Source organism: Vibrio sp. Vf1514 (assembly GCF_052076135.1).
Lineage (GTDB): Bacteria > Pseudomonadota > Gammaproteobacteria > Enterobacterales > Vibrionaceae > Vibrio > Vibrio furnissii.
This window is the reverse complement of record NZ_CP197267.1, coordinates 1,911,584-1,936,136: the sequence shown is the minus strand read 5'-3', so window position 1 is coordinate 1,936,136 and position 24,553 is coordinate 1,911,584. Positions and strand designations below refer to the sequence as shown.

At 53.1% G+C, this 24,553-nt stretch carries 20 protein-coding genes; 16 read left to right on the top strand and 4 right to left on the bottom strand.

The features are described from left to right. Nucleotides 1-50 precede the first annotated feature (50 nt). The 3 genes from ACS18Q_RS08910 (at nt 51) to ACS18Q_RS08900 (ending at nt 3,529) form a co-directional block, all read left to right on the top strand. A complete protein-coding gene (locus ACS18Q_RS08910; protein ID WP_143678847.1) occupies nt 51-1,022 on the top strand; it encodes an ABC transporter permease in 972 nt (323 codons plus the stop codon). Beyond that, nucleotides 1,019-1,813, top strand: coding sequence for an ABC transporter ATP-binding protein (locus tag ACS18Q_RS08905; RefSeq protein WP_014204854.1), 795 nt, complete (start codon nt 1,019-1,021; stop codon nt 1,811-1,813). The genes ACS18Q_RS08910 and ACS18Q_RS08905 overlap by 4 nt, the downstream gene beginning before the upstream one ends. A gap of 255 nt (nt 1,814-2,068) precedes the next feature. Further along, entirely contained in the window at nt 2,069-3,529 is a 1,461-nt protein-coding gene (locus ACS18Q_RS08900; RefSeq protein WP_143678848.1) for a sensor domain-containing diguanylate cyclase, read from the top strand. A gap of 15 nt (nt 3,530-3,544) precedes the next feature. On the opposite strand, the gene dusC is transcribed toward ACS18Q_RS08900, so the two are convergent. Next, nucleotides 3,545-4,492 (bottom strand): tRNA dihydrouridine(16) synthase DusC, encoded by a 948-nt coding sequence (dusC, locus tag ACS18Q_RS08895; protein ID WP_441256949.1) that lies wholly within the window; start codon nt 4,490-4,492, stop codon nt 3,545-3,547. A 73-nt stretch (nt 4,493-4,565) separates the two neighbouring features. After that, entirely contained in the window at nt 4,566-5,117 is a 552-nt protein-coding gene (locus ACS18Q_RS08890; RefSeq protein ID WP_206980354.1) for a type II secretion system protein, read from the bottom strand. 163 nt (nt 5,118-5,280) lie between these two features. On the opposite strand from ACS18Q_RS08890, the gene ACS18Q_RS08885 reads away from it, so the two are divergent. The 4 genes from ACS18Q_RS08885 to serS all read left to right on the top strand — a co-directional run bounded on the left by ACS18Q_RS08885 (nt 5,281) and on the right by serS (nt 9,394). Next, complete coding sequence (locus ACS18Q_RS08885) at nt 5,281-5,901, top strand: YecA/YgfB family protein (protein ID WP_004725310.1); 621 nt, start codon at nt 5,281-5,283, stop codon at nt 5,899-5,901. A gap of 103 nt (nt 5,902-6,004) precedes the next feature. Then, a complete protein-coding gene (gene lolA, locus ACS18Q_RS08880) occupies nt 6,005-6,601 on the top strand; it encodes an outer membrane lipoprotein chaperone LolA (RefSeq protein ID WP_412497865.1) in 597 nt (198 codons plus the stop codon). A gap of 32 nt (nt 6,602-6,633) precedes the next feature. Further along, nucleotides 6,634-7,983, top strand: a complete 1,350-nt coding sequence (locus tag ACS18Q_RS08875) for a replication-associated recombination protein A (RefSeq protein WP_158107482.1) — start codon at nt 6,634-6,636, stop codon at nt 7,981-7,983. Nucleotides 7,984-8,086: 103 nt separating this feature from the next. Continuing rightward, nucleotides 8,087-9,394, top strand: coding sequence for a serine--tRNA ligase (serS, locus tag ACS18Q_RS08870; protein WP_014204859.1), 1,308 nt, complete (start codon nt 8,087-8,089; stop codon nt 9,392-9,394). 194 nt (nt 9,395-9,588) lie between these two features. Here the strand turns inward: serS and ACS18Q_RS08865 are convergent, their stop codons facing one another. Next, nucleotides 9,589-10,956 carry a Na+/H+ antiporter NhaC family protein gene (locus tag ACS18Q_RS08865; protein ID WP_041942525.1) on the bottom strand — a complete coding sequence of 456 codons (1,368 nt, stop codon included), beginning with the start codon at nt 10,954-10,956 and terminating at the stop codon, nt 9,589-9,591. A gap of 345 nt (nt 10,957-11,301) precedes the next feature. Between ACS18Q_RS08865 and ACS18Q_RS08860 the strand changes: the two genes are divergently transcribed. From ACS18Q_RS08860 to nirD, 9 genes are all read left to right on the top strand, one after another. Beyond that, nucleotides 11,302-13,917, top strand: a complete 2,616-nt coding sequence (locus tag ACS18Q_RS08860) for a nitrate reductase (RefSeq protein ID WP_441257634.1) — start codon at nt 11,302-11,304, stop codon at nt 13,915-13,917. A gap of 16 nt (nt 13,918-13,933) precedes the next feature. After that, nucleotides 13,934-14,839 (top strand): uroporphyrinogen-III C-methyltransferase, encoded by a 906-nt coding sequence (gene cobA, locus ACS18Q_RS08855; RefSeq protein ID WP_441256948.1) that lies wholly within the window; start codon nt 13,934-13,936, stop codon nt 14,837-14,839. A 9-nt stretch (nt 14,840-14,848) separates the two neighbouring features. Continuing rightward, nucleotides 14,849-15,802, top strand: a complete 954-nt coding sequence (locus ACS18Q_RS08850; protein ID WP_441256947.1) for a glycosyl transferase family protein — start codon at nt 14,849-14,851, stop codon at nt 15,800-15,802. A gap of 302 nt (nt 15,803-16,104) precedes the next feature. Next, nucleotides 16,105-16,689, top strand: coding sequence for an ANTAR domain-containing response regulator (locus ACS18Q_RS08845; protein WP_441256946.1), 585 nt, complete (start codon nt 16,105-16,107; stop codon nt 16,687-16,689). A 366-nt stretch (nt 16,690-17,055) separates the two neighbouring features. Continuing rightward, nucleotides 17,056-18,399 carry a CmpA/NrtA family ABC transporter substrate-binding protein gene (locus ACS18Q_RS08840; RefSeq protein WP_441257633.1) on the top strand — a complete coding sequence of 448 codons (1,344 nt, stop codon included), beginning with the start codon at nt 17,056-17,058 and terminating at the stop codon, nt 18,397-18,399. A 91-nt stretch (nt 18,400-18,490) separates the two neighbouring features. Further along, a complete protein-coding gene (locus ACS18Q_RS08835; protein WP_441256945.1) occupies nt 18,491-19,459 on the top strand; it encodes an ABC transporter permease in 969 nt (322 codons plus the stop codon). A gap of 12 nt (nt 19,460-19,471) precedes the next feature. After that, nucleotides 19,472-20,299 carry an ABC transporter ATP-binding protein gene (locus tag ACS18Q_RS08830; protein WP_222732208.1) on the top strand — a complete coding sequence of 276 codons (828 nt, stop codon included), beginning with the start codon at nt 19,472-19,474 and terminating at the stop codon, nt 20,297-20,299. Between the two features lie 14 nt (nt 20,300-20,313). Continuing rightward, a complete protein-coding gene (nirB, locus tag ACS18Q_RS08825; protein WP_441257632.1) occupies nt 20,314-22,800 on the top strand; it encodes a nitrite reductase large subunit NirB in 2,487 nt (828 codons plus the stop codon). Next, nucleotides 22,797-23,138, top strand: coding sequence for a nitrite reductase small subunit NirD (nirD, locus tag ACS18Q_RS08820; protein WP_286279282.1), 342 nt, complete (start codon nt 22,797-22,799; stop codon nt 23,136-23,138). The genes nirB and nirD overlap by 4 nt, the downstream gene beginning before the upstream one ends. Before the next feature lie 118 nt (nt 23,139-23,256). Here the strand turns inward: nirD and bioA are convergent, their stop codons facing one another. Continuing rightward, nucleotides 23,257-24,546, bottom strand: a complete 1,290-nt coding sequence (gene bioA / locus ACS18Q_RS08815) for an adenosylmethionine--8-amino-7-oxononanoate transaminase (protein WP_441256944.1) — start codon at nt 24,544-24,546, stop codon at nt 23,257-23,259. Between the last annotated feature and the right edge of the window lie 7 nt (nt 24,547-24,553).

Genomic DNA, 24,553 nt, shown 5'->3' with positions numbered 1-24,553 from the left:
TATGCCGGTGTGATGTCGCGCCGGCGTATTTAAGCAGAAAGGGAGTTTGTATGTCTGCTTTTGCGTTTTTTGGGGCACTTGAAGTAGGTCTCATTTATGGGTTGGTCGCGTTGGGGGTTTACCTGACATTCCGCGTCCTTGATTTCCCCGATCTTAGTGTTGATGGTAGTTTCCCCATGGGCGCTGCTGTAGCGGCGACAGCCATTGTTGCCGGGATTAATCCATGGGTTGCCACAGGGATGGCCATTCTTGCGGGTGCTGCCACCGGCTGGGTGACGGCCTTTCTGACGGTACGTTGCGGTATTCTTCATCTCCTCGCGTCGATCTTGACCATGATTGCGGCGTTTTCTATCAATATCCGCATTATGGGGCGTCCTAACTTGGCGCTACTCGGCGAAGACACCATTCTGACGCCATTCGAAGCGATGGGCGATTCAATGTATGTTCGTCCGCTGGTTGTTGCGGTTCTGGTGTTACTCTCTGCGCTGTTTGTGATTCGTCTGCTGAACAGTGATTTTGGTTTGGGCCTGCGTGCGACAGGTGTCAATGCGCGCATGGTTGCGGCACAAGGTGCAAGCACCGCGTTTTACACCTATTTCTGTCTCGCCTTGTCAAATGGCTTCGTTGGCTTTGCGGGCGCACTGTTCGCACAAACCAACAGCTTTGCGGATGTCACCTCCGGTGTCGGCACCATCGTGGTGGGTTTGGCAGCGGTGATTTTGGGGCAAACCCTTATTCCCGGGCGAAAAATTTGGGTCGCCGTGACGGCAGTGATTGTTGGGTCAGTGTTGTACCGTTTAGCGGTGGCATTTGCGCTCAGTACGGGCATGTTTGGTCTGCAAGCGTCGGATCTCAACCTCGTGACGGCCGTGCTGGTGGCACTGGCGCTGATCATGCCGAAAATGAAAAGGAACCTAAAGTTAAAAAAGGGTAATGCACCTGCTCAGAAAACAGTGGTATCTCAGCAGGGGAGTGAAAAAAAGGATAAGCAACAGCGTCAGTCGTCAGGAGAAGCCGTATGATCCGTTTAGAAGATATTCAAGTTACGTTTAACCCTGGCACGATTCTGGAAAACCGAGCGCTGAAAAGCGTCTGTTTGGAAGTGCCGGAGCATCAATTCTTAACGGTGATTGGCTCGAACGGCGCGGGTAAATCGACTTTGCTGGGCGCGGTGACAGGTGAAACCCCGATGGTGGGCGGTCAAGTGCTGATCGATGACATCGACGTGACGCGCCAAAGTGTCGATCAGCGCGCCAATGTGTGTGCGCGCGTATTCCAAGACCCGCTGGCGGGCACATGCGGTGCATTGACGATTGAAGAAAATATGGCGCTGGCGTACATGCGCGGCAAACGTCGTAGTTGGACGCATGCACTCTCTTCCAACCGTCGTAAACTGTTTCAAGAGCGTATCAGCATCCTGGGCCTTGGGTTAGAAGACCGTTTGGGCGATAACATCGGGTTGCTATCTGGCGGTCAACGTCAGGCTGTGAGCTTGGTGATGGCGACCTTATCGGACAGCAAACTGTTGCTGCTCGATGAACATACGGCGGCGCTGGATCCACGCATGGCCGCGTTTATCATTGACCTCACCAAAACGATCGTCAACGAATTCAATTTGACGGTCATGATGGTGACCCACTCGATGAAAGATGCGCTGGCATGTGGCGATCGCACTGTAATGTTGCACCAAGGGCAAATTGTTCTTGATGTCGCGGGTGAGCAGCGTGCGACCATGCAAGTGCCAGACTTGCTGGAAATGTTCTCTAAAGTGCGTGGTGAAGAATTAAGCGACGACAGTCTTTTGTTAAGTTAACTCCGCATGAACGCTCTAAAACCTCCTGTTTGAAATTCAACCCACAGGAGGTTTTTTTCATGTCTTTGGCTTTTGACTTTATCAATATCATGTCAACAAATCGTCGGTTTGGTTAGGATTTAGCGAAATCTAATGTACATAACGCAGTCAGGATTAGCTTGTGTTATGGATTTTTTGGCATAATCTTTCTGGTACACTCATACGCCTGCATATCACAAGGCGCAAAGTCACCTTAATTCACGTTGATATTGATTAATGAAAAAGCATTACAACACCAAAACGGTCTTTCTAGCCCCTTTGTTTGTTGCCCTCATTCTGCTGATCGCGATGATCTCTTCCTACATGCGGATCTTGAACAGTGATATCGATGATGAGTACCGTAACGCCAACACCATGATGATGCGTGCCGGCAAGATTGTGGTTGCACTCGATTACGGTTTCACCAATTACTTTGAATCACCATCCATCATGTCGACCGGGTTTGTAAAGTCAGTGGCAGATGGGCTATGTCGCATTGTGCCCAAAGAGTCGATGTTACTGACCAACAAGAAAGCCAGCTCTTCGCCGCCGATCAGCATCAGCTACATGATGGTGGGCGATGAGTCCCTGTGTGATGAAGCGCATCCACTGTATGACTTGATGCGCCGTAAAGTGTCGTTGGCCCCCATCATCTCGTTTCTTAATGATTTAGATAACTACATTATCGGTGTGCACTACATCGACAATGCGGGCTATATCATTTCTGCGCCCGATTCGGTGCTCAAAGATGTCACCAAAGAACGCTTGATGACGGTCAAGTTGCGAGAGTTTTGGCAAAAAGCCGCAGACAACCCAGACATTATTACCGTAACTGGCCCAAGCGCATTCAGCGAAGTCCTGCATCAAAAGAACACCATGACGTTGGCGATGCCGGTGTATATGGAATCGAATTTCATTGGCGTGGTGGCGCTGGATATTAGTGTTGATCGCCTGATTGATGATTCGTCACGCCTGACCGATAAAATTCGTCTGGTGCGTTCAGAAGAGCTACCGAAAGACGGCAGTGTGTACCGTCCGCACAAGCTAGAAATTAGCTATACCAAAATGGATCACTACTTGTATTACCAATGGAATTGGGCCGCTGAAATCAGTCGCTTCGTCAAAGAGAAGCAAACCAGTGTGTATGCCTTGGTGTTGGCTTATCTGGTCTCCGTGGTCGGCATGTTCTACTTCAACACTCGCATTGAAAAATCCTATTACGAAAACCTCGCGTCTCGAGATCCAATGACGGGCCTGCTCAATCGCCGAGGGATGGAAGAGTTTCTGCAAGTGAAGCAACACAGCCGCTATTTGTCGGTGGCGGTGTTGGATATTGATAACTTCAAGTCGATTAATGACACCTACGGGCATGATGTCGGGGATGATGTGATCTGCTATGTGGGCGATCAGATCGAATGCAACATCCGTGAAACCGATGCCGTCGCTCGCTTTGGTGGGGAAGAGTTCGTGGTGTATTTGACCAGCCCGGATCCGCTCCAGATCGAAGCGGTGATGCAACGGGTCAAAGAGGCCATTACGCGCGACTCAACCCGTGTGGTACCGAATGGCTTTACGATTTCTGGCGGTATTCAAGTGATTGAAAGCCATCAGGAATGGGACTTTGATAAGCAATTCAAACTGGCGGATGAAAAACTGTATCTCGCGAAAACAACTGGGAAAGATAAGCTGGTGTTTTAACACCAGCACTTCACTTTAGGCAAGGGAGTCGCGGTAGCGCTGAAAATGACTCACGATCGGGTCGACCTTGGTCATAGTGCGAATCTCGCGGAACAGGTCGGCCGCTTGTGGGTATGCTTGGCGTAAATACGCAAACCACTGTTTGACGCGGTTCGGGTAATATTTGCCTTTGTCACCGCGCACTTCATACGCTGAGTATTCCAGCAGCAAGTCGACCACCTCATGCCAAGGCATGGCGCTGTGGTTGTGTTTGACGATGTTGCCCAAGTTCGGCACATTCAGTGCGCCGCGACATACCATCAACGAGTCAATGCCCGTGGTTTCGATACAGGCTTGCCCGTCGGCATAATTCCAGATCTCGCCATTGGCAATCAGGGGGATGTGAGTCTTTTGGCGAATTTGATCAATATAGTCCCATTTGATTTCACTGGCTTTGTAGCCGCCTGCTTTGGTGCGCGCGTGGACTGTTAATTCGTCGGCACCAGCTTGCTGCACGGCATCGACAATTTCAAAACAGTCGTCGGGATTCTCCCAGCCCAAGCGAATTTTGGCGCTGACCGGAATGTCTGCTGGCACCGCATCGCGACACGCTTTGATCACCTGATAAATCAGCTCAGGATGTTGCAGCAGCGCCGCACCGCCTTTGCTTTGGTTCACCATTTTCGCCGGGCAACCAAAGTTGAGATCGACACCGCATGCGCCCAGTTCTGCGGCGCGAACTGCGTTCTCCGCCATCCAGTGCGGCTCTTGACCCAGCAACTGAACTTTCACCGGAACGCCAGCTTTGGTGCGCGAGCCTTGTTTCAGCTCCGGGCAAAGACGGTAAAACACATGGTCCGGAAGGGGCAAGTTGATCACACGGACAAACTCTGTCACACAGAAATCGTAATCGTTAATCTGTGTCAGCATCTCACGCATCAGGTGATCCAGCACGCCCTCCATCGGGCCTAAAATGACTCGCATACTCTGTTCTTGTCTTCGCCAAATAAAATTGAGGCGAGATTGTAGATGGAAGTCGGCGCGATGTCACGAGGGCTTATTGCGCGAATGTCGGGCTTTCCGTGGTCACGCGAGTCTCACCGGTGAGCGGCGCGTAATAGAGGATGGGCAGCTTGTCTGTGGTGCTGTAACCGGCGGTGTAGTAGTAATAGCACTCGTTGCTGCTGGTGTACCAACTGACGATATCGCTCTCGGAAGGCAATACGTACCCGGTATCCATCTGCGATTGAATGGTGATGTCCGTTGTGAGAAGGGCTGGCCACAGCGCCACGCAGTCTTCACCGCGAATCGCGTTGCCGTCTTGATACGGGATTTGATCGACCGACATCGGGTAACCTGCCGCCGACGGATAAATGTTTCCTTGACCATAACCGACGGCTTGGGAAATCACGGGTTCGCCATCGACAAGCCAACGCGTGTTGTAGAGCGTCACCGCTGAGCGAAAACTTGCAAATGCCGCGGCAGCACGCTTTTCATGCGCGTCGCGTTGAAGATTAAAAAAGCGAGGTGCAGCCGTAACGGCGAGAATGCCCAGAATAACGATGACGACAACTAACTCGATTAAAGTAAAGCCAAAGTTACGTTTCATAGTGATTATTCGTAGTGATGTAATTTTGGCTGAAATAATGCTCCAGTGAATAAGTTTTTTAAAGCGAAATCTATCACAGTTATGATTTTTGCCAGCAAACTCGCCAAATCGACAGGCTGGGGTATAATGGCCGGCTAATCTGTCGTATTGATAAAGAGATTTCATGAGTTACCCGCTAGTGAATTTGGCTCAGATTGAGTGCAATGAATCCCCGTTGTTTATCGAAGGTGCGGTATATGCCGCCAACTTGGCGACCCAACCTTTGGAACCCGAAGCGTGGATTTCAGAGGTGTTTGGCGAGCATGCAGCGGCGCTTGAGCCGTTGATCGTGGCTCAAATCCATGCGCAGTATCATCAACTCAAACGCAGCGAATATGCGTTGCTGGCACTGCTTGCTGAATCTTCCATGCCGCGCGAAGACGCGCTGGCCGATTTCGCCGAAGGTTTCATGAGTGTATGGCCGCAGGTAGAATCGCAGTGGCAGTCGGTGACACTTTCTGATGGCTCGATGCGAATGCTTCAAGCGTTGCTCACGACGTTGATGCTGGCGATTGATGAAGAACAAACGCATGCCCAAATGAAAGCGGCTGGATACGACGCTCTGCCAACACTGGCGGCGATGATTGACCAACTGGATCTGATGGTGCAAGAAGTGGCGCTGGCGGCCGATGAAGCAATGCTGGGTAACAAAGCGCAAAGCGTGAACCCGTTTAAAGACATTGGCCGCAATGACGCGTGTCCATGTGGCAGCGGTAAAAAGTTCAAACAGTGTTGCGGTCAGTAACTTTCGCGCCAAATTATCGAACTTTTTCCACACAGGATTGACACACTTAGGAAGTGAACAGCCTATAACTTCCTTAACCCCAATTGCTAGGAGCAGTAACAGAATGAAGAAATGGTTCGCACTGTTTTTTTGTAGTTTTTCCGTATTCGCGACGCCAAAAGAGACGCTGAGCGAACGTTTGGCGCTGACCGATGGTTTCAGCGCGAAGTTTGAGCAGCAAGTGATTAGCCCTGATGGCGATGTCGTCATGGAAGGCAATGGCGTGGTCGATATTGCTCGCCCGAGTCTGTTCCGCTGGGAGACGCTGACCCCGGATGAAAACCTGCTGGTGTCGGATGGTCAATCCCTGTGGTATTACAGCCCATTTATCGAACAAGTCACGATTTACAACCAAGAGCAAGCGACAGAGCAAACGCCGTTTGTCCTCCTGACTCGTAACCGCGCCAGCGACTGGGATGCGTATCAAGTCGAAGAAAAAGGCGATGTGTTTACGCTCACGCCCACTGCGGTTGATTCGAACCAAGGCCAATTCCAAATCACCATCGACACACACGGTGTGGTGAAAGGCTTCAACGTGATTGAGCAGGACGGCCAACGTAGCCAGTTCACATTTGCGGATGTGAAACAGCAAAAGCCGCAAGCAAGCCGCTTTAAGTTCGACGTTCCTGACGGTGTGGAAGTCGACGATCAACGTAATTAAATCGGGTTCAACACACCCGGTAAGTGAGTCCCGTGAGCAACTACAGTTTTGATTTTGCCGGGGATGAAGATTTTCGTCCCCTCGCTGCGCGAATGCGCCCACAAACCGTTGAACAATACATTGGTCAGCAACATGTGCTTGGCCCGGGAAAACCGCTGCGCCGAGCACTGGAGGCGGGCCACATTCATTCAATGATTTTGTGGGGGCCACCGGGCACCGGCAAAACCACACTGGCCGAAGTGGCGGCAAATTACGCCAATGCAGAAGTGGAACGCGTGTCGGCGGTCACCTCTGGCGTGAAGGAGATTCGTGCTGCGATTGAGAAAGCGCGTGAGAATAAACTTGCGGGCCGCCGCACGATACTGTTTGTCGACGAGGTCCATCGCTTCAACAAGTCGCAGCAGGATGCGTTTCTGCCGCACATTGAAGATGGCACGGTGACCTTCATCGGCGCGACCACCGAAAACCCATCCTTTGAGCTCAACAACGCATTGCTGTCTCGAGCACGCGTGTACAAACTGACGTCACTCAGCCAGACGGAAATCCGTCAGGCGTTGGATCAAGCCATTGCTGACCAAGATCGTGGGCTCGGAAAACACGCGGCACATTTTCACGATAACGTTCTGGATCGTTTGTCTGAGCTGGTCAATGGCGATGCGCGCATGTCGCTCAACTACCTGGAACTGCTGTATGACATGGCAGAAGAAAACGAGCAGGGCGAAAAGCAAATCACGCTCAGCCTGCTGGCCGAAGTGGCAGGCGAAAAAGTGGCGCGTTTTGATAACAAAGGCGACATTTGGTACGACTTGATCTCGGCGGTGCACAAATCGATTCGAGGTTCGAACCCGGATGGTGCGCTCTACTGGGCGGCGCGTATGATTTCTGCAGGCTGCGATCCGCTCTATATCGCTCGTCGTCTGCTGGCGATTGCCTCGGAAGATGTCGGCAATGCCGATCCGCGTGCGATGCAAGTGGCGATGTCGGCGTGGGATTGTTTTACCCGCGTGGGGCCCGGAGAGGGCAATCGCGCCATCGCGCAAGCAATCGTCTATCTTGCCTGCGCGCCAAAGAGTAATGCGGTATACACCGCTTGGAAGCAAGCGCTCGATGATGCGCAGAATTTGCCCGAGTACGAAGTGCCAGTGCATTTACGCAACGCGCCAACCAGCTTGATGAAAGATCTCGGCTATGGCGCGGAATATCGTTACGCGCACGATGAACCCGGTGCATATGCGGCGGGTGAACGCTATCTTCCTCCGGAAATGACCGGAACTCGCTATTATCAGCCGACGAATCGGGGCTTAGAAACCAAGATTGGCGAAAAGTTAGATTATCTGGCGGATTTAGACGCAAAAAGCCCACAAAAGCGCTATGAAAATTAGTGGCTTTTCGTTATCGTTGACGGGTTAAATTTCTATACGCGTGGCTTTGATTAAAAAGGAAGCACACGCGTTTTTTCGCAACTTATAAAGCATAGGATTAGCAATGCTGGATTCTAAATTACTTCGTACTGAGCTGGAAGAAACAGCTGCAAAACTGGCGCGTCGCGGTTTTAAACTCGACGTGGACACAATTCGTACACTTGAAGAACAACGCAAGTCCATTCAAGTAGAAGTTGAAAATTTACAATCCACGCGTAACTCCATCTCCAAGCAAATTGGCCAACTGATGTCGCAAGGCGACAAAGACGGCGCGGAAGAAGTGAAGAAACAAATCGGCACACTGGGTGACGATTTGGACGCGAAGAAAGTGGAACTGGATGCAGTGATGAGCCAGCTTGACGCGATCACTCAAAGCGTGCCGAACCTGCCTGACGACGCTGTGCCAGACGGTAAAGACGAAAACGACAACGTGGAAGTGTCTCGCTGGGGCACGCCAAAAGCGTATGACTTCGACGTGAAAGATCACGTTGATCTGGGTGAAATGGGTGACGGCCTGGACTTTGCGAGTGCCACCAAAATCACCGGCGCACGTTTTGTGATCATGAAAGGTCAGTTCGCGCGTCTACACCGTGCTATCGCGCAGTTCATGTTGGATCTGCACACCGAGCAACACGGTTACACGGAACTGTACGTGCCTTACCTCGTGAACTCAGACACGCTGTTTGGTACAGGCCAACTGCCAAAATTTGGTAAAGACCTGTTCCACACCGAGCCTCTGGCAGAAAAAGCCAGCGATGAAGAGCCGCGTCGTCTGTCTTTGATCCCAACTGCTGAAGTGCCAGTGACGAACTTGGTTCGTGACACCATCACGGAAGAAGCGGATCTGCCACTGAAAATGACCGCGCATACTCCATGTTTCCGTTCAGAAGCAGGTTCATACGGTCGTGATACGCGTGGTTTGATTCGTATGCACCAGTTTGACAAAGTGGAATTGGTTCAGATCACCAAGCCTGAAGATTCAATGGCGGCACTGGAAGAACTAACGGGTCACGCAGAGAAAGTTCTGCAACTGCTTGAATTGCCATACCGCAAAGTGATTTTGTGTACTGGCGACATGGGCTTTGGTTCATGCAAAACATACGACTTGGAAGTGTGGGTTCCGGCTCAAAAAACTTACCGTGAAATCTCATCTTGTTCAAACATGTGGGATTTCCAAGCCCGTCGTATGCAAGCTCGCTTCCGTCGTAAAGGCGAGAAGAAACCTGAACTGGTGCACACACTGAATGGCTCTGGCCTGGCAGTGGGTCGTACGATGGTCGCGATTCTGGAAAACTACCAGCAAGCTGATGGTCGTATCGAAGTACCAGCGGTACTGCAAAAGTACATGGGTGGTGTAACTCATATCGGCTAAGCCTATCTGAGTGAACCGATACAAAAAACGGAGTGTGCAAACACTCCGTTTTTTTATGCGCGTTACGTCAGATGACGTGGCTTTGTTATTTGAGCTGTGAACATCGCGGCGCTTTGAAGCCCGCGATGCTCAATTATCTATATCTCAAGATCATCTCTCAAGATTCATCGGGGCGGGCACTCAAATCGCGCGTTTTAGCGCGCTGATTTAGCAGTGGCTTGTCGTGGTTGGTGCTTGAGAAACACCGCGACAATGGCCGCAATCGCCAGTGCAAAACAGTAGTACGAGTTGGCCACGATGGCGAAGGGTGACAGCTTAAACACAGAGCCCAGCAGCAGCACTTGCGCGCCATAAGGCAGAATGCCTTGCACCACGCATGAGAAGATGTCCAGCAAGCTGGCAGAGCGGCGAGGTGAGACATCGTTCTCTTCGGCGAGCTGACGCGCCACGCTACCTGAGACAATAATCGCGACCGTGTTGTTGGCGGTACAGCCGTTCACCAGCGATACCAAACCAGCAATGCCTAATTCACTCGCGCGGCTATTCGCATGTTGAGAGTGACGAGATCCGAAGGCATTGATCAGGCGACTCACTAAGTTCGTCAGAAAAGCCAGACCGCCTTGGCGGCGCATCAGCTCACTCAATCCGCCAATCAGCATCGACAGCAGGAAAATTTCCTGCATGTTGCCAAACCCAGCGTAGATGTCTTGTGCAAAATTGGTCATCGCGTAACCGTCAACGGACGCCAAGCCAATGCCACCGGCAAGCACAATGCCAATGGTTAGCACCACAAACACGTTCATTCCGGAAACCGCCAACACCAAAATCGTGATGTACGGTAGCACTTTCAACCATTCAATCGGGCCTGCGTCGGGCACTTGCGTTGCGGTGCTGTGGTAAGCAAATACAACCAGCGCGACCAACGCTGCAGGTAGTGCGATGCGAATGTTCTCTTTGAACTTGTCTTTCATTTCGCAGCCTTGCGAGCGCGTGGCGGCGATCGTGGTATCCGAGATGATTGACAGGTTGTCACCAAACATCGCGCCGCTCAAAACTACGCCCGCAGTCATTGGCAAGCTCATGCCTGCCGATTGTGCAATCCCAAGCGCAACCGGAGCCACCGCAGCGATGGTTCCCATTGATGTGCCCATGGAGGTCGCAATAAACGCGGAGATCAGAAATAAGCCAGGCAGAATCATGTTGGTTGGAATGGCCGACAAACCGAGATTGACGGTCGCATCCACACCACCAGATGCTTTCGCTACAGCAGCAAAGGCACCGGCCAGCAAATAGATCATGCACATCGCGATGATGTCTTGATGGCCCACACCCCGCATAAAATGTTCGATGGAGCGATTGAGTTTCTCTTTACTCAAAAGGAAAGCGATGATGATAGCGGGCAGAATCGCAATCGGTGCAGGCAGTTGGTAAAAAGCAAACTCAACGCCTTGCAGGGACAAGTAAGTTCCCACGCCGATGAACAGCGCAAGAAAAATAATCAGGGGGATCAGTGCGACCGCAGAGGGTGCAACTGTTTTCGTAGTGTGTTGGGAACCGGACATGTAAACGACAAATCTAATAACAATCAAGGCGTGAAGACTAATCTTCTCGCTGATGAATGTCAACGTCTAGACGTCTAAATGGCTGGTTAAGTTTTGTCCGTTATTGTCAAGCCTGTGGTTAGTTGGTTGCTCGAATTGGCGTTGAATTTCAGGGCAGTCTGCACTTCACTGGTGCAACGAAAACGGACGTATGTTGCTAACTTATTGAAAGATAAAAGCACAAAAGTTGGTATGAGGTTTGCTCTGTCTATATCGATTAAAGATATTTGTTAATACCTAGGCAAAGGCGCCTTACTTCTCGGAAGTAAGGCGCCTTTTATTTGCCTTGAGCACAAGGAAGTGATGATGACTCAAGCCAATATTCACACAACGTGTCCATACTGTGGTGTCGGGTGCGGCGTGTCAGCCAACCGCGAGACGATCGTTGGGGACAAGACACACCCGGCGAACCAGGGGGCGCTGTGCGTCAAAGGCTCTGCATTAGCTGAAAGCCTCAATATGCCCAGCCGTTTGCTGTATCCCAAACTCAGGGGCCAAGAGATCCCGTGGGATGCGGCGATTGACGAGATTGCCACTCGCATTCATCAGGCAATTGAGCAGCACGGACCCGATTCGGTGGCGATGTATGTCTCCGGCCAGATCCTGACTGAGGATTATTATGTCGCCAACAAGCTGATGAAAGGCTACGTGGGCAGCGCCAATATTGATACCAACTCTCGTCTGTGCATGTCGTCGGCCGTGGCCGCGCATGTTCGCGCTTTTGGCGAAGATGTGGTTCCGGTCAATTATGATGACATCGAGCAAACCGATCTGCTGGTGCTGGTAGGCGCCAACACGGCCTGGACGCATCCGGTGCTGTTTCGTCGTATTCAGCAGGCCCGTGAACGTAACCCCAGACTCAAGCTGGTGGTGATTGACCCACGGCGCACCGTCACCGCTGAGCAGGCCGATTTGCATCTGGCGATCGCAAATGATGGTGATGTCTTGCTGTATAACGGCCTGCTGCGTTTTATGAAAGACAGCGGTACGTTCAACCAGACGTATATCGACGAGCACACGCACGGTTTTGAGGCGTTATTCACGGCAATTTCCGATGAGCGTTACCAGCTCAGTCGCGTTAGCCGAGCGTTGGATGTTGACGAAGAGGCGCTGCGCACGTTTTACCGCTGGTTTGCTTCCAGCCCGACGGCATTGACGCTGTTTTGCCAGGGCGTGAACCAGTCCGTATCGGGGGTGGATAAGGGCAACGCTATCATCAACGCACATCTGGCGAGCGGCAAAATCGGGCGCGAAGGCTGCGGGCCATTCTCACTCACGGGTCAGCCCAATGCGATGGGCGGACGCGAAGTCGGCGGGCTGGCGAATCAACTCGCCGTGCACCGCGGTTTTGATGACACCGCCTGCCAGCAAGTGCAGACGTTCTGGCAATCGCCAACCATCGCGGATAAACCGGGTCTGAAAGCGCTGGATCTGTTTGATGCCGTCGAAGCAGGGCACATTAAGGTGCTGTGGATCATGGCCACCAACCCGGTTGTCTCGTTGCCAGACAGCGATCGTATTCGCAATGCTTTGAAACAGTGCGACTTTGTGATTGTGTCGGATATTACCGCCAGCAGCGATGTCGCCGAGTATGCGGATTTGTTGCTGCCTGCGGCAGGTTGGGGTGAAAAACAGGGCATGGTCACCAACTCCGAGCGCCGTTTGTCGCGTCAGCGCGCCTTTCTTGCCGCTCCCGGAGAAGCCAAACCGGATTGGTGGGCGGTGAGCCAAGTCGGGAGCGCGTTATGTTCACGCCTGAACATCGCTGACGGGTTTGCGTTTCACAGCGTCGCGGATGTGTTTCGCGAATACGCGGGGCTGACGGGCATCAACCACGGCACGCCCTATCTGCTCAATCTGTCGATGTTTGCCACGATGAGTGACGATGAGTATGAGCGCTGGACGCCGGTGCAATGGCCGCTGACACGCAGTGCGCCATATCGCGACGGCCAGTTTTCAACCCCATCCGGACGTGCCAATTTTATCCCCGTTGAGCCTCATGAGGTGCCAAGCGGTGCGTGGTGGCTCAATACCGGACGCCAGCGCGATCAATGGCACACCATGACCCGCACCGGACACATTGCCAAACTGGCAGCGGGAGAAGTCGAACCGACGCTCTACGTCAACAAACTTGCGGGTCAGGCAATTGGCCTCAAACAAGGGGAAATGGCCGCGCTGCGCAGTGATAGCCAAACTCAATGCGTGTTCGCGCGCGTGGCGTTTGATGAGGGGCTGAAAGGAAAGCAGCTGTTTATGTCCATGCACTGGGCTGGACGTTACAGCGCGCACTCTCAGGTGAATCGTGCCGTGCTGCGCGCGGCCGATCCCATCTCCGGTCAGCCTGCGTTTAAGTCGGCTCACGTGCATCTTGCGCCCGTCACCATGCAAAGTTACGGCCTGTATGTCGGCGCGTCCCGCACGCTACCGGACTGTGATTATGTCAGCTATCAGCAGGAAGAACGCCTAGGGGTGACGCGGTTTGCCTCACTGACGGCGCTGGACAAAGGTCAGTTTGAATTGCTCAGCGGCGAGCAGGTGCTGCGTTGGGATCTGCCGCAAGGCTGGATGATGGTCATCGGGCGCGCAAAAGCTGATACGCCTGCGATGGAAGTGACTGGCATTCTGATGGTCTCCGCCCAACCCGTCGAGCAGGACTACACCGCGATGGTGGCGCTGATTGGCAAGCCTCTGCAGCTGGGGTCAGTGCTTGCGCTTGCCGGGGAAACTGCGACCAGCCAGTTGGTGTGCAGCTGCTTTCGCGTCACGGACAAGCAGATTCAACACGCGATGGCGCAGGATGGCTGCGTGACGCTCAATCAGTTACAGAGCAAATTGAAGTGCGGCACGAACTGCGGTTCCTGCCTGCCGGAAGTCAACCAATTGCTGGCCAGCCGTTCTGTGCTGGTGATGGCGAAACCTTAATCTCAGGAGTCGAGCCATGAAAACCGATTCAACCCCACGATTTGCACGCAGCATCCGCTCCGACGCGACCGCCTTTACAGTGCATGACCACTTCTATCAGCACAGCCCAAGCGCGCCGAAGCCAAGCCAACCTGCGAGCCACAAGGGCTTTGTGTTTCTGGTTGGTGCGGGGCCGAGCGATCCGGATTTACTCACCGTCAAAGCCGTGAAAGTCCTGCAACACGCTGATGTGGTGGTCTATGATCGCTTGGTCGGCCGCGATATTCTCGAACTCGCCAATCCCGATGCGCAGATGGTGTATGTGGGCAAGCGTTGCGGACAGCCGAGTATGAAACAGGAAGCCATCAGCGCGCTGCTGGTCGATTTTGCTCAGCAAGGTCAACAGGTGGTGCGTCTGAAAGGCGGCGACCCGTTCATCTTTGGCCGCGGTGGTGAAGAGGCGCTGGCGCTGGTCAAACACAACATTGCTTATCAAGTGGTGCCGGGCATTACTGCCGCTATCGGTTGTGCGTCAAGCGCGTTGATTCCGCTGACGCATCGAGAGGTCTCGCGCAGCGTGACGTTCATCACCGGTCAAGTCGTCACGGGGGCATTGCCTGCCTGGGCGGGTTTGGTGAGCAGCGGTCAGACGCTGGTGTTCTACATGGGACTGGAAAAAGCAGAGGCGATTGAACAGGGTTTAATGTCCGCGGGTCTCAGTGGTTCAACGCCGGTGGCTGTGGTCGGCCAAGGCTGTTCTGAGCAGCAAACGGTCGTGACCTTTTCGCTTAATCAGCTCACGCAAACAGCAAATGCACTCAAAGGTCTCAGTCCGGCATTGATCATTATGGGAGACGTGGTAAAACTTCGGGAGCAACTGATGCAAACGGCGCATGCGGTGACCCAGTCACATTCGCAACCTATATGCGCCCCGGCTGATTAAGAGGACTCAATGAGCACAATTCTGGACTGTATTCGTACTGTCGGCCGCGGTGAACGCGGCCGCAAACCGCTCAGTTTTGAGCAGGCATTTCAGGTGATGGATGACTACCTGAACGGAGACGTGGGCGATGATCAGATGGCGATGCTGCTGATGCTGATCCGAGTGCAAAACGAAACTAATGCTGAGATCGCCGGATTTGTGAAAGCGTTTCAGTCCCGTGTGCCGAGTATTGGCGCGGAGATTGACTGGCCGTGTTACGCCGGAAAACGTGCCGCGGCGGGTCAGCCCTGGCATCTGCTGGCCGCCAAAATCATGGCTGATAACGGACACAAAATACTGATGCACGGCTACAACGACAAACCCGCGTCACGTGAGCATGCAGAGGCTTATTTGGCCGCGTGTGAGGTGCCGCTTGCCAAGGATGCAGCGCAGGCCAAAGCACTGCTGCAACAAGGCAACATTGCATATCTGCCGCTGCGTCATTTTGCGCCGCAAGCCGAGGTGATGATTGGCTGGAAAAACCGCTACGGCCTGCGCACACCGATCAACACGGTCGTGCGGGCGCTGAATCCTGGCGGCGGTGAAATTGGTCTGCGAGGCAGTTTCCATCCGGGTTTTCAACAACTGCACGCTGAAGTTGAACACGTGATTGGCAAAACCGCCCATGCGGTGATCTCATTTAAAGGCCAGTCCGGTGAGTCGGAGTACAACCCGAAGGTGAGCCAGACGGTGTGGCTCAGCCAGACCGATGGCGTGCACTCTTACTATTGGCCTGAGCAGTTTGTCTCAGACATCGCGTTGCCTCACGCTTGCCCACTGGGGACACCGCAAGAAGAGTGGGTCCAGATGGCGAACAGTGTCGTTGCGACCATGACCGCTGTCCTGTTTGCGAAGATGCTCGATCGCGATACCGCGATGGCGACGGCCTTTCGCTATTGGCAAGCCTATGTCGACACGCACTGATTTACCCCCGCGTTTTTCTCCTCTGCCACATCAAATGGCGGATTGACGCAACCAAGTCATTCAACTATCACATCGTGAAGTTAACGTGCGTCGCTGCTCCTGAGCGCTTCTCTGTAACAAGAGGGCGCCGGGAAGGTCGTGAGCACTTTTGGGTGCACCGACCCATCTAGCCCTAAAGCGTTATCAATTCGCAGGTATTAATTTTTATCTTATTGTTTTTATTAAGTTAAATTGCACTTCTTCAACATGGCGCGCTCTTTGCAATTTCATTCCATAGCGTTTGAACACAACAAGGAATGGCTATGTCTCTTTCTCACTCTTCTCAATCCATTGTGGTGTGCTGTGACAGCGTCAGCGATCAGGCCGGGATCAGTGCCAAACTTGCGTTGCACTACGACCAGATCCTGCTCTGCCAACTGGCTCAGTTGGAGCGCATGATCGACAAAGAATTTTCACCCACCGTGGTGGTGTCGTGGCGCCAACCGAGTGCAGAGCTGCGGCTCATTGTCGAATTTTGTTCCCAGCGCAAGGTGCCGCTTTTGGTGATTCTTAAACAGCTTCAGGTGAATGATATCAATCGCTTACCTCAACATCACGATTTCGTTTTATTGCCTTTTGACTCGGCGTTTGAGCTCAAGCCCTGGATTGATTATGCCAAGCAGGTGCGTGAAACCAGTATGGCGATGGCGCAGGAAATCGAGTCGTTGACGCAAAAACTCGAAGAGCGTAAATGGGTTGAAAAGGCCAAAGGGATACTGATGCGTCTGCATGGTTTGGATGAAGATAAAGCGTATCGCGCACTGCGCAGTAGCGCGATGCAATCGAGCCTGTCACTGGCACAGGTGGCGAAGAACGTGATCCACACGATGGAAGGTCTGGGCGTCTGATAATACTTTGGGGTTAGGCGGAATTCTTGCCACTGGTGCACTTTGCACATAAACAAAGCACGAAAACAGTAAATATCTCAGAACTTCAACTTAACTTATTGATAAATAATAACTATAAAAACTGGCATGTAACTTGGATTGTCATCTTCAGTCACGGAAATGAAGTACATCCGAGAATTTGGAATAAGCCGCAAGGCTGCTGACTCACATCATCAACGGCGGTGATGACGGAAATAGCAAAGGCGCTACTGCTCTGAGAAGCAGTAGCGCCTTTTTTGTGGCTTTTTGAATCAAGCACGTTTTGGAATCAAACAGGATTTGTAATCAAGGAAAGGGAGTATTGCGATGCAATCGAAAACACCATGGATGCGCAGCTTACTGTTGAGCGCTTCACTGCTGAGCGCCGGAGCGGATGCTCAGGTGGGTGAGCCAGAGTTGGAAGATTTGAAGTTCGGCTTTATCAAACTGACGGATATGGCACCACTTGCCGTCGCTTATGAAAAAGGCTTTTTTGAACACGAAGGACTGTACGTCACGCTCGAAGCACAGGCGAACTGGAAAGTGCTGCTTGATCGCGTGATTGATGGCGAACTGGATGGTGCGCATATGCTGGCGGGCCAGCCGCTGGGTGCGACGATTGGTATCGGCACCAAAGCAGAAGTCATCACGGCGTTCAGTATGGATCTGAACGGCAACGCCATCACCGTTTCCAATGATACCTGGGAGCAGATGAAGCCGTTTTTGAGCAAAGAGAGCGACGGCAAAATCGTTCACCCCATTAAAGCGGATGCGCTGAAACCTGTGGTGCAGCAATATCGCGATCAGGGCAAACCTTTCAACATGGGCATGGTGTTTCCGGTCTCGACGCACAACTACGAGCTGCGTTACTGGCTGGCTGCTGGCGGCATCAATCCGGGCTACTACGCACCGCAATCGGGTGACAACAGCGGCCAGTTGAAAGCTGACGTCCTGCTCAGCGTCACTCCGCCACCCCAAATGCCAGCGACCATGGAAGCGGGTACCATCAAAGGCTACTGCGTGGGGGAACCGTGGAACCAGCAGGCCGTGTTTAAAGGCATCGGTGTTCCGGTGGTCACGGATTACGAGATCTGGAAGAACAACCCGGAAAAAGTGTTTGGCGTGTCAAAAGCGTGGGCGGAGAAATATCCGAATACGCACATTCGCGTGGTGAAAGCCTTGATTCGTGCGGCGCACTGGCTGGATGAAAACAACAACGCCAACCGCAGCGAAGCCGTGGCGATGCTGTCGAAAAGTCAGTATGTCGGTGCCGATAAAGAGGTGATTGCCAACTCCATGACAGGCACCTTTGAGTACGAAAAAGGTGACAAACGCGAGGTGCCGGATTTCAACGTGTTCTTCCGTCATAACGCAACCTATCCGTACTACAGCGATGCGATTTGGTATCTGACTCAGATGCGCCGCTGGGGGCAGATTGCGGATGCCAAATCGGACGACTGGTACATGAATATCGCCAAAGAGGTCTACCGTCCGGATATCTATCAGCAGGCGGCGGCATCTCTGATTGAAGAGGGTGTGATGAGCGCAAAAGACTTTCCGGATTTCAACCATGAAGACGGTTTCCGTGCGCCACAGAAACACTTCATCGATGACATCGTCTACGACGGCCATCAACCGAACGCTTACCTCAACAAGTTCGCTATCGGTCTGAAGGGTAACGACAAAGTATAAAACACGGGGTCTGGTGCTTTGGGTCAATGCCACACGGCTGCACCAGACCTGCCTTCACAGGGACGAGACGCAATAGCGCAAGGAGTTTGCTATGTCGAGCAATGTCATTTCACTGATCCCCAGTCGCGAAAAAGTGGTCAGCCGCAGCAAAGTGATGCTGATGCCACTGATTGGAATCCTTATTTTTCTGATGTTCTGGCATCTCGCCGCCAGACAGGTCGAAACGTCACTCGGTACGCTGCCAGGGCCGGTGCAGACGTTCACCCAGTTCAGCAACTTGGTGAATGAACATGTCAAAGAGCGCGAAAAAGCGCACGCTTTTATGGAACGCCAAGAGAAGCGCAACGCTGCCAAACTGGCCAAAGACCCCAATGCGGAAGTCCGCATTCGTCCGTACACCGGTAAACCGACCTTCTTTGATCAGATCGGCACCAGTCTGGTCACGGTGGCGGCGGGGTTTGCGCTGGCGTCGTTGATTGCAATCCCGCTCGGTATTGTTCTGGGGCTCAACCATGGACTGTATCAGGCCGTCAACCCCATCATTCAACTGCTAAAACCAGTATCGCCACTGGCTTGGCTACCGATTGTCACCATGGTGGTGAGTGCGACTTACGTCAGCGATGATCCGATGTTTGCCAAATCGTTCGTCAACTCGCTGTTGACTGTGGCGCTGTGTAGCGTGTGGCCGACGCTGATCAATACCGCGGTTGGCGTCACCAATGTGGATAAAGACCTGATTAACGTGAGCAAGGTACTGCGCCTGTCGTGGTGGCAACATATCCGCACCATCGTGTTGCCCTCAGCGATTCCGATGATCTTTACTGGGCTGCGGTTGTCGCTCGGGATTGCCTGGATGGTGCTGATTGCCGCAGAGATGCTGGCGCAGAATCCGGGCCTTGGCAAGTTCGTGTGGGATGAATTCCAGAATGGCAGCTCGGCGTCGCTGGGGCGAATTATGGTGGCGGTGATTGCGATTGGCTTTATCGGGTTGCTGTTGGATCGCGGCATGCTGCATCTGCAAAAACATCTGTCTTGGAACAAACAGCAAGCGCTGCGTTAAGGAGAACGGCATATGTCCAAAGCATTTTTAGATTTAACCCAACTCGGCATGCGCTTTCCCACGCCACAAGGTGAGTTTGTCGCGCTGAAAAACGTCGACCTGCAGATCCAAAAAGGCGAGTTCATCTCACTGATTGGCCACTCAGGTTGCGGCAAGTCAACCGTGCTTAACCTGGTCGCGGGCCTTTACATGCCCACCGACGGCGGGGTGATTGTGGATGGACGCGAAGTCGATGGCCCTGGGCCAGAGCGCGCGGTGGTGTTTCAGAACCATTCACTGCTGCCGTGGCTGACGGTGTACCAAAACGTTGAACTGGCGGTGAAACAGGTCGCCAAAGGACAAAGCAAAGCCCAAATTAAACAACAGGTTGAACATTATCTCGACCTGATCCAAATGGCGCACGCCTCGGATAAGAAACCGGATGAGATCTCGGGTGGGATGAAGCAGCGCGTCGGTATTGCCCGCGCGCTGGCACTGAAACCGAAAGTGCTGCTGATGGATGAACCGTTCGGTGCGCTCGACGCCTTAACCCGTGCTCGCTTGCAGGATGCGCTGATGGAGATTCAGGCCGAGCTGAATAACACCGTCATCATGATCACCCATGATGTGGACGAAGCGGTGCTGCTGTCGGACAAAATCGTCATGATGACCAACGGTCCGGCTGCGACGGTCGGCGAAGTGCTTAATATTGAACTGCCGCGCCCACGCAATCGCGTTCAACTGGCGGATGACCCGACGTATCAGAAATATCGTCAGTCGGTACTGCGCTTTTTGTATGAGAAACAATCGAAATCTGAAGGTCGTCAACCTGCCGCTGCAACGGTCGCCAAAACTGCATAAGGAAACGCAAAATGATGGAACATATTGTCATTATCGGCAACGGAATGGTCGGTCACCATCTGGTTGCTAAGCTGGTGGAAAAACAAGCCCACCTCAAAAAACGCATTACCGTGATTGGCGAAGAGCGTTTTATCGCTTACGACCGCGTACAACTGTCGTCGCTGTTCTCCGGTAAATCGCATGATGATCTGATGCTGAGCAGCGAAGAGTGGTATCAAAAACACGGGATCAATCTGATCCTGGGTAGCCAGGTCACGGCCATTAACCGAGTGCAGAAAAGCATCATTCTGGATGACGAAGATGTGCTGGGTTACGACTCCCTCGTGCTGGCAACCGGTTCTTATCCGTTTGTGCCACCCGTGCCGGGTTCAGAGCGGGACAACGTCTTTGTCTATCGTACTTTGGACGACCTGTCTGCGATTCGCAATGCGTGTGAACATGCTCGCACGGGGGCAGTGATCGGTGGTGGTCTGCTGGGATTAGAAGCGGCCAACGCGCTGCGCCTGCTGGGATTAGAAACTCATGTGATCGAATTCGCGCCGCGACTCATGCCGGTTCAGCTCGATGATGGTGCGGGTGGTGTGCTGAAACAGAAAATTGAACAGCTTGGCCTGACGGTGCATACCTCAACGGGCACCGAGCGCATCATTGATGGCGAAAGCGCCAAGCATCGCATGGTATTCAAAGATGCAGAGCCGCTGGAAGTGGATGTGATTGTGTTTTCTGCCGGCATTCGCCCGCAGGATGCGTTGGCGCGTCAGTCCGGTTTAGCTGTGGGCGAACGTGGCGGCATTGTCATCTCCGACAGTTGCCAAACCAGCGACGAGAACATCTACGCCATTGGCGAATGTGCGCTGTGGCAACAACGGATTTTTGGCCTGGTAGCGCCGGGCTACGCGATGGCGCGCGCCGTGGCTGACCAGTTGATGGGACACAGCGGCAGTTTCACGGGTGCGGACATGAGTACCAAACTCAAACTGTTAGGGGTGGATGTGGCATCGATTGGTGACGCGCAGATGCAAACCGCGGGTGCGCAGGAACTGGTGTTGCAGGATACGGTACAGGGAACCTACAAAAAACTGATCGTCGATGCGAGTGGCACCCAATTACTCGGCGCCATCTTGGTGGGTGACAACAGCGACTACGATGCGTTACTGCAGACGTATCTCAACCAAACCGTGCTGCCTGATCATCCGGCGCACCTGTTGTTTGATACGTCGATGCTGAGCGGCGAAGTGTCGGACGACACCATGATCTGTTCGTGCCACAACGTCACCAAAGGCGCGCTGGTGGCTGCGATTCATGCTGGCGCCACTGAGCTCAATGAGCTCAAATCCGTCACCAAAGCGGGCACGGGCTGTGGCGGCTGTTCCAGCATGGTGAAATCGGTGTTGGACGCTGAACTGGTGGCCATGGGCGTGGAAGTGACCAATCATATTTGTGAACACTTTGAGTACTCTCGTCAGGCGCTGTTCCACATTTGCCAGGTAGAAGAAATCAAAGACTTCGACACCTTGCTGGAGAAACACGGCCACGGCTTGGGTTGTGATTTGTGTAAACCGACCGCGGCTTCGGTCTTTGCCTCTTTATGGAACGAGCACATTATGGAACCGAAGCTGAGCGCGCTGCAGGACTCCAACGATGCCTTTATGGCGAATCTGCAAAAGGACGGTTCCTATTCAGTGGTGCCACGCGTGCCGGGCGGCGAAATTACGCCAGATAAACTGATCGTGCTGGGGGAAGTGGCAAAGCAGTACGATCTGTACACCAAGATCACCGGTGGTCAGCGGGTCGACCTGTTCGGCGCGCAAATGGAGCAACTTCCTGAGATCTGGCGCACCTTGATTAACGCCGGCTTTGAGACCGGCCATGCGTACGGTAAGTCGGTGCGAACGGTGAAATCGTGTGTCGGCTCAACCTGGTGCCGCTATGGCGTGGATGACTCGGTTGGGCTGGCGATTGAGCTGGAGAATCGCTACAAAGGCTTGCGCGCGCCGCACAAACTCAAGTTTGCCGTCTCGGGTTGTACACGCGAATGTGCTGAAGCGCAGAGCAAAGATATCGGTGTCATTGCGACCGAAAAAGGTTGGAACCTGTATGTGTGCGGTAATGGTGGCATGCGCCCCCGTCATGCAGACCTGCTGGCTGCTGACTTAACCAAATCGCAGCTCATCAACTTGATTGATCGCGTGTTGATGTTCTATGTCCGCACTGCTGATAAGCTGCAACGCACATCGGTATGGCTCGACAATCTGGAAGGCGGTCTGGATTATCTCAAACAGGTGGTACTGGACGATTCGCTCGGACTGGGCGAGCAACTGGAAAACCAGATGCAGCGTGTGGTCGATACCTATCAATGCGAGTGGAAAAGCACGCTTGAAAATGAGGACAAACTGCGGAAGTTCCGTCCGTTCATTAATCACGAACAGGGCAGCGTGAGCTTGCCATATCAGCGCCTGCGTGGGCAGCGTATTCCGGTTAGCGAGGAGGTCTCATCATGAAACAACGACTGTGTCATCTGAGTGAGCTGACGCCATTTCAAGGGTGTGGCGCGTTGGTTGGCGATCAACAAGCGGCGCTATTCTATCTGCCCGGTGATGAGCCGCACGTGTATGCGCTGCAACACTGGGATCCCATTGGCAAGGCGTATGTGATGGCTCGCGGTATCGTCGGCGATGTAAAAGGAGAACCGTGCGTTGCCTCGCCGCTCTACAAACAGCATTTCAGCTTACGAACGGGGCAATGTATTGAACAGCCAGATGTAACGCTCAAGACCTGGCGCGTGCTGGTGGAAGCCGAGCAAGTGTACGTGCTGCTAAGCGAAACGGCGCTCGCTTAACTCCGTCAATGACATCACTCAAAAACCTGGCCTCAACCGCCAGGTTTTTGTTGTCTCTACGAATGACGGGACCTTTTTTCAATAACACGGCGCAAACGCGTCATTGAATCTGACTCAATCAGTTGGCATCACTCAAAAAGCATTCCGGAGATTGGAGCGCCGCTTCCACCGCTTGAATCAGTTGATCCAGATGCTGTGTCTCACTGATAAATGGCGGCATCATGTAAATCAGGCGACCAAATGGACGAATCCACACGCCATGCTGCACAAACAGCGCCTGAATCACTTCCATATTGACCGGTTGATGCGTCTCAACCACCCCAATCGCCCCGAGCCAGCGCGTGGCTTTGACTTGCGGGTAGCGATTGAGCAGCGGCAAGCGCTCAGCAAAGCCCAACTCAATCTGCTTCACCTGTTGTTGCCAATGGCCTTCTTCAATCAAGCTTAGGCTGGCCGAGGCGACCGCACACGCCAGTGGGTTGCCCATAAAGGTTGGGCCATGCATAAAACAACCCGCTTCGCCGCCGCAGACCGTATCGGCAACTTCCTTGGTGGTCAGTGCGGCCGATAAGGTCATGTAGCCGCTGGTGAGCGCTTTCCCGACACACAAAATGTCCGGCTGAATGTTCGCATGTTCACACGCAAACAATTTGCCGGTGCGACCAAAACCCGTGGCGATCTCATCGAGGATCAGCAGCACGCCAAACTCATCACACAGCGCGCGTACCTGACGCAAAAACTCCGGGTGATAAATGCGCATGCCCCCCGCACCCTGCACAATCGGCTCTAGAATGACGGCGGCGATCTGGCGATGATTCTCGGTGATTTGATGGCGAAAATCTTCGATATCGCGCTCATCCCACGCTTCCCAGAAGCCGGTATTGGGCGATTCGGCAAACAGATGCTCAGGGAGAAATCCTTTGTACAGCGTGTGCATTGAGTTATCCGGATCAGTGACCGACATCGCAGCAAAGGTATCCCCATGATAGCCGTGGCGCAGGGTGAGGAATTTCGGGCGCTGTTCGCCTTTGGCGTGCCAGTATTGCAGCGCCATTTTCAAACTCACTTCCACCGCCACGGAACCGGAGTCGGCGAGAAACACATGTTCAAGATTATTCGGCACCAGAGAGAGTAAGCGCTGGCACACCTCAATGGCTGGCTGGTGGGTGATGCCGCCAAACATGACGTGAGACATCTTATCGATCTGCTGATGTGCTGCGGCATTCAGACGGGGATGATTGTATCCGTGAATGGCGGACCACCAAGAGGACATGCCATCGACCAGTGCTTTTCCATCTTCGAGATAGATGAAAACACCATCAGCATGCGTGACCGGATAGCAGGTCAGAGGTGTAAGGGTTGAAGTGTAGGGATGCCAGATGTGCTGGCGATCGAAGGCTAAATCCATGACAATT

Excerpts from the sequence above, each read along its gene's own strand:
- ACS18Q_RS08910 (WP_143678847.1), top strand. The coding sequence starts at position 51 with ATGTCTGCTTTTGCGTTTTTTGGGGCACTTGAAGTAGGTCTCATTTAT.
- ACS18Q_RS08905 (WP_014204854.1), top strand. The coding sequence starts at position 1,019 with ATGATCCGTTTAGAAGATATTCAAGTTACGTTTAACCCTGGCACGATT.
- ACS18Q_RS08900 (WP_143678848.1), top strand. The coding sequence starts at position 2,069 with ATGAAAAAGCATTACAACACCAAAACGGTCTTTCTAGCCCCTTTGTTT.
- dusC (WP_441256949.1), bottom strand. The coding sequence starts at position 4,492 with ATGCGAGTCATTTTAGGCCCGATGGAGGGCGTGCTGGATCACCTGATG.
- ACS18Q_RS08890 (WP_206980354.1), bottom strand. The coding sequence starts at position 5,117 with ATGAAACGTAACTTTGGCTTTACTTTAATCGAGTTAGTTGTCGTCATC.
- ACS18Q_RS08885 (WP_004725310.1), top strand. The coding sequence starts at position 5,281 with ATGAGTTACCCGCTAGTGAATTTGGCTCAGATTGAGTGCAATGAATCC.
- lolA (WP_412497865.1), top strand. The coding sequence starts at position 6,005 with ATGAAGAAATGGTTCGCACTGTTTTTTTGTAGTTTTTCCGTATTCGCG.
- serS (WP_014204859.1), top strand. The coding sequence starts at position 8,087 with ATGCTGGATTCTAAATTACTTCGTACTGAGCTGGAAGAAACAGCTGCA.
- ACS18Q_RS08865 (WP_041942525.1), bottom strand. The coding sequence starts at position 10,956 with ATGTCCGGTTCCCAACACACTACGAAAACAGTTGCACCCTCTGCGGTC.
- ACS18Q_RS08860 (WP_441257634.1), top strand. The coding sequence starts at position 11,302 with ATGACTCAAGCCAATATTCACACAACGTGTCCATACTGTGGTGTCGGG.
- cobA (WP_441256948.1), top strand. The coding sequence starts at position 13,934 with ATGAAAACCGATTCAACCCCACGATTTGCACGCAGCATCCGCTCCGAC.
- ACS18Q_RS08850 (WP_441256947.1), top strand. The coding sequence starts at position 14,849 with ATGAGCACAATTCTGGACTGTATTCGTACTGTCGGCCGCGGTGAACGC.
- ACS18Q_RS08845 (WP_441256946.1), top strand. The coding sequence starts at position 16,105 with ATGTCTCTTTCTCACTCTTCTCAATCCATTGTGGTGTGCTGTGACAGC.
- ACS18Q_RS08840 (WP_441257633.1), top strand. The coding sequence starts at position 17,056 with ATGCGCAGCTTACTGTTGAGCGCTTCACTGCTGAGCGCCGGAGCGGAT.
- ACS18Q_RS08835 (WP_441256945.1), top strand. The coding sequence starts at position 18,491 with ATGTCGAGCAATGTCATTTCACTGATCCCCAGTCGCGAAAAAGTGGTC.
- ACS18Q_RS08830 (WP_222732208.1), top strand. The coding sequence starts at position 19,472 with ATGTCCAAAGCATTTTTAGATTTAACCCAACTCGGCATGCGCTTTCCC.
- nirB (WP_441257632.1), top strand. The coding sequence starts at position 20,314 with ATGGAACATATTGTCATTATCGGCAACGGAATGGTCGGTCACCATCTG.
- nirD (WP_286279282.1), top strand. The coding sequence starts at position 22,797 with ATGAAACAACGACTGTGTCATCTGAGTGAGCTGACGCCATTTCAAGGG.
- bioA (WP_441256944.1), bottom strand. The coding sequence starts at position 24,546 with ATGGATTTAGCCTTCGATCGCCAGCACATCTGGCATCCCTACACTTCA.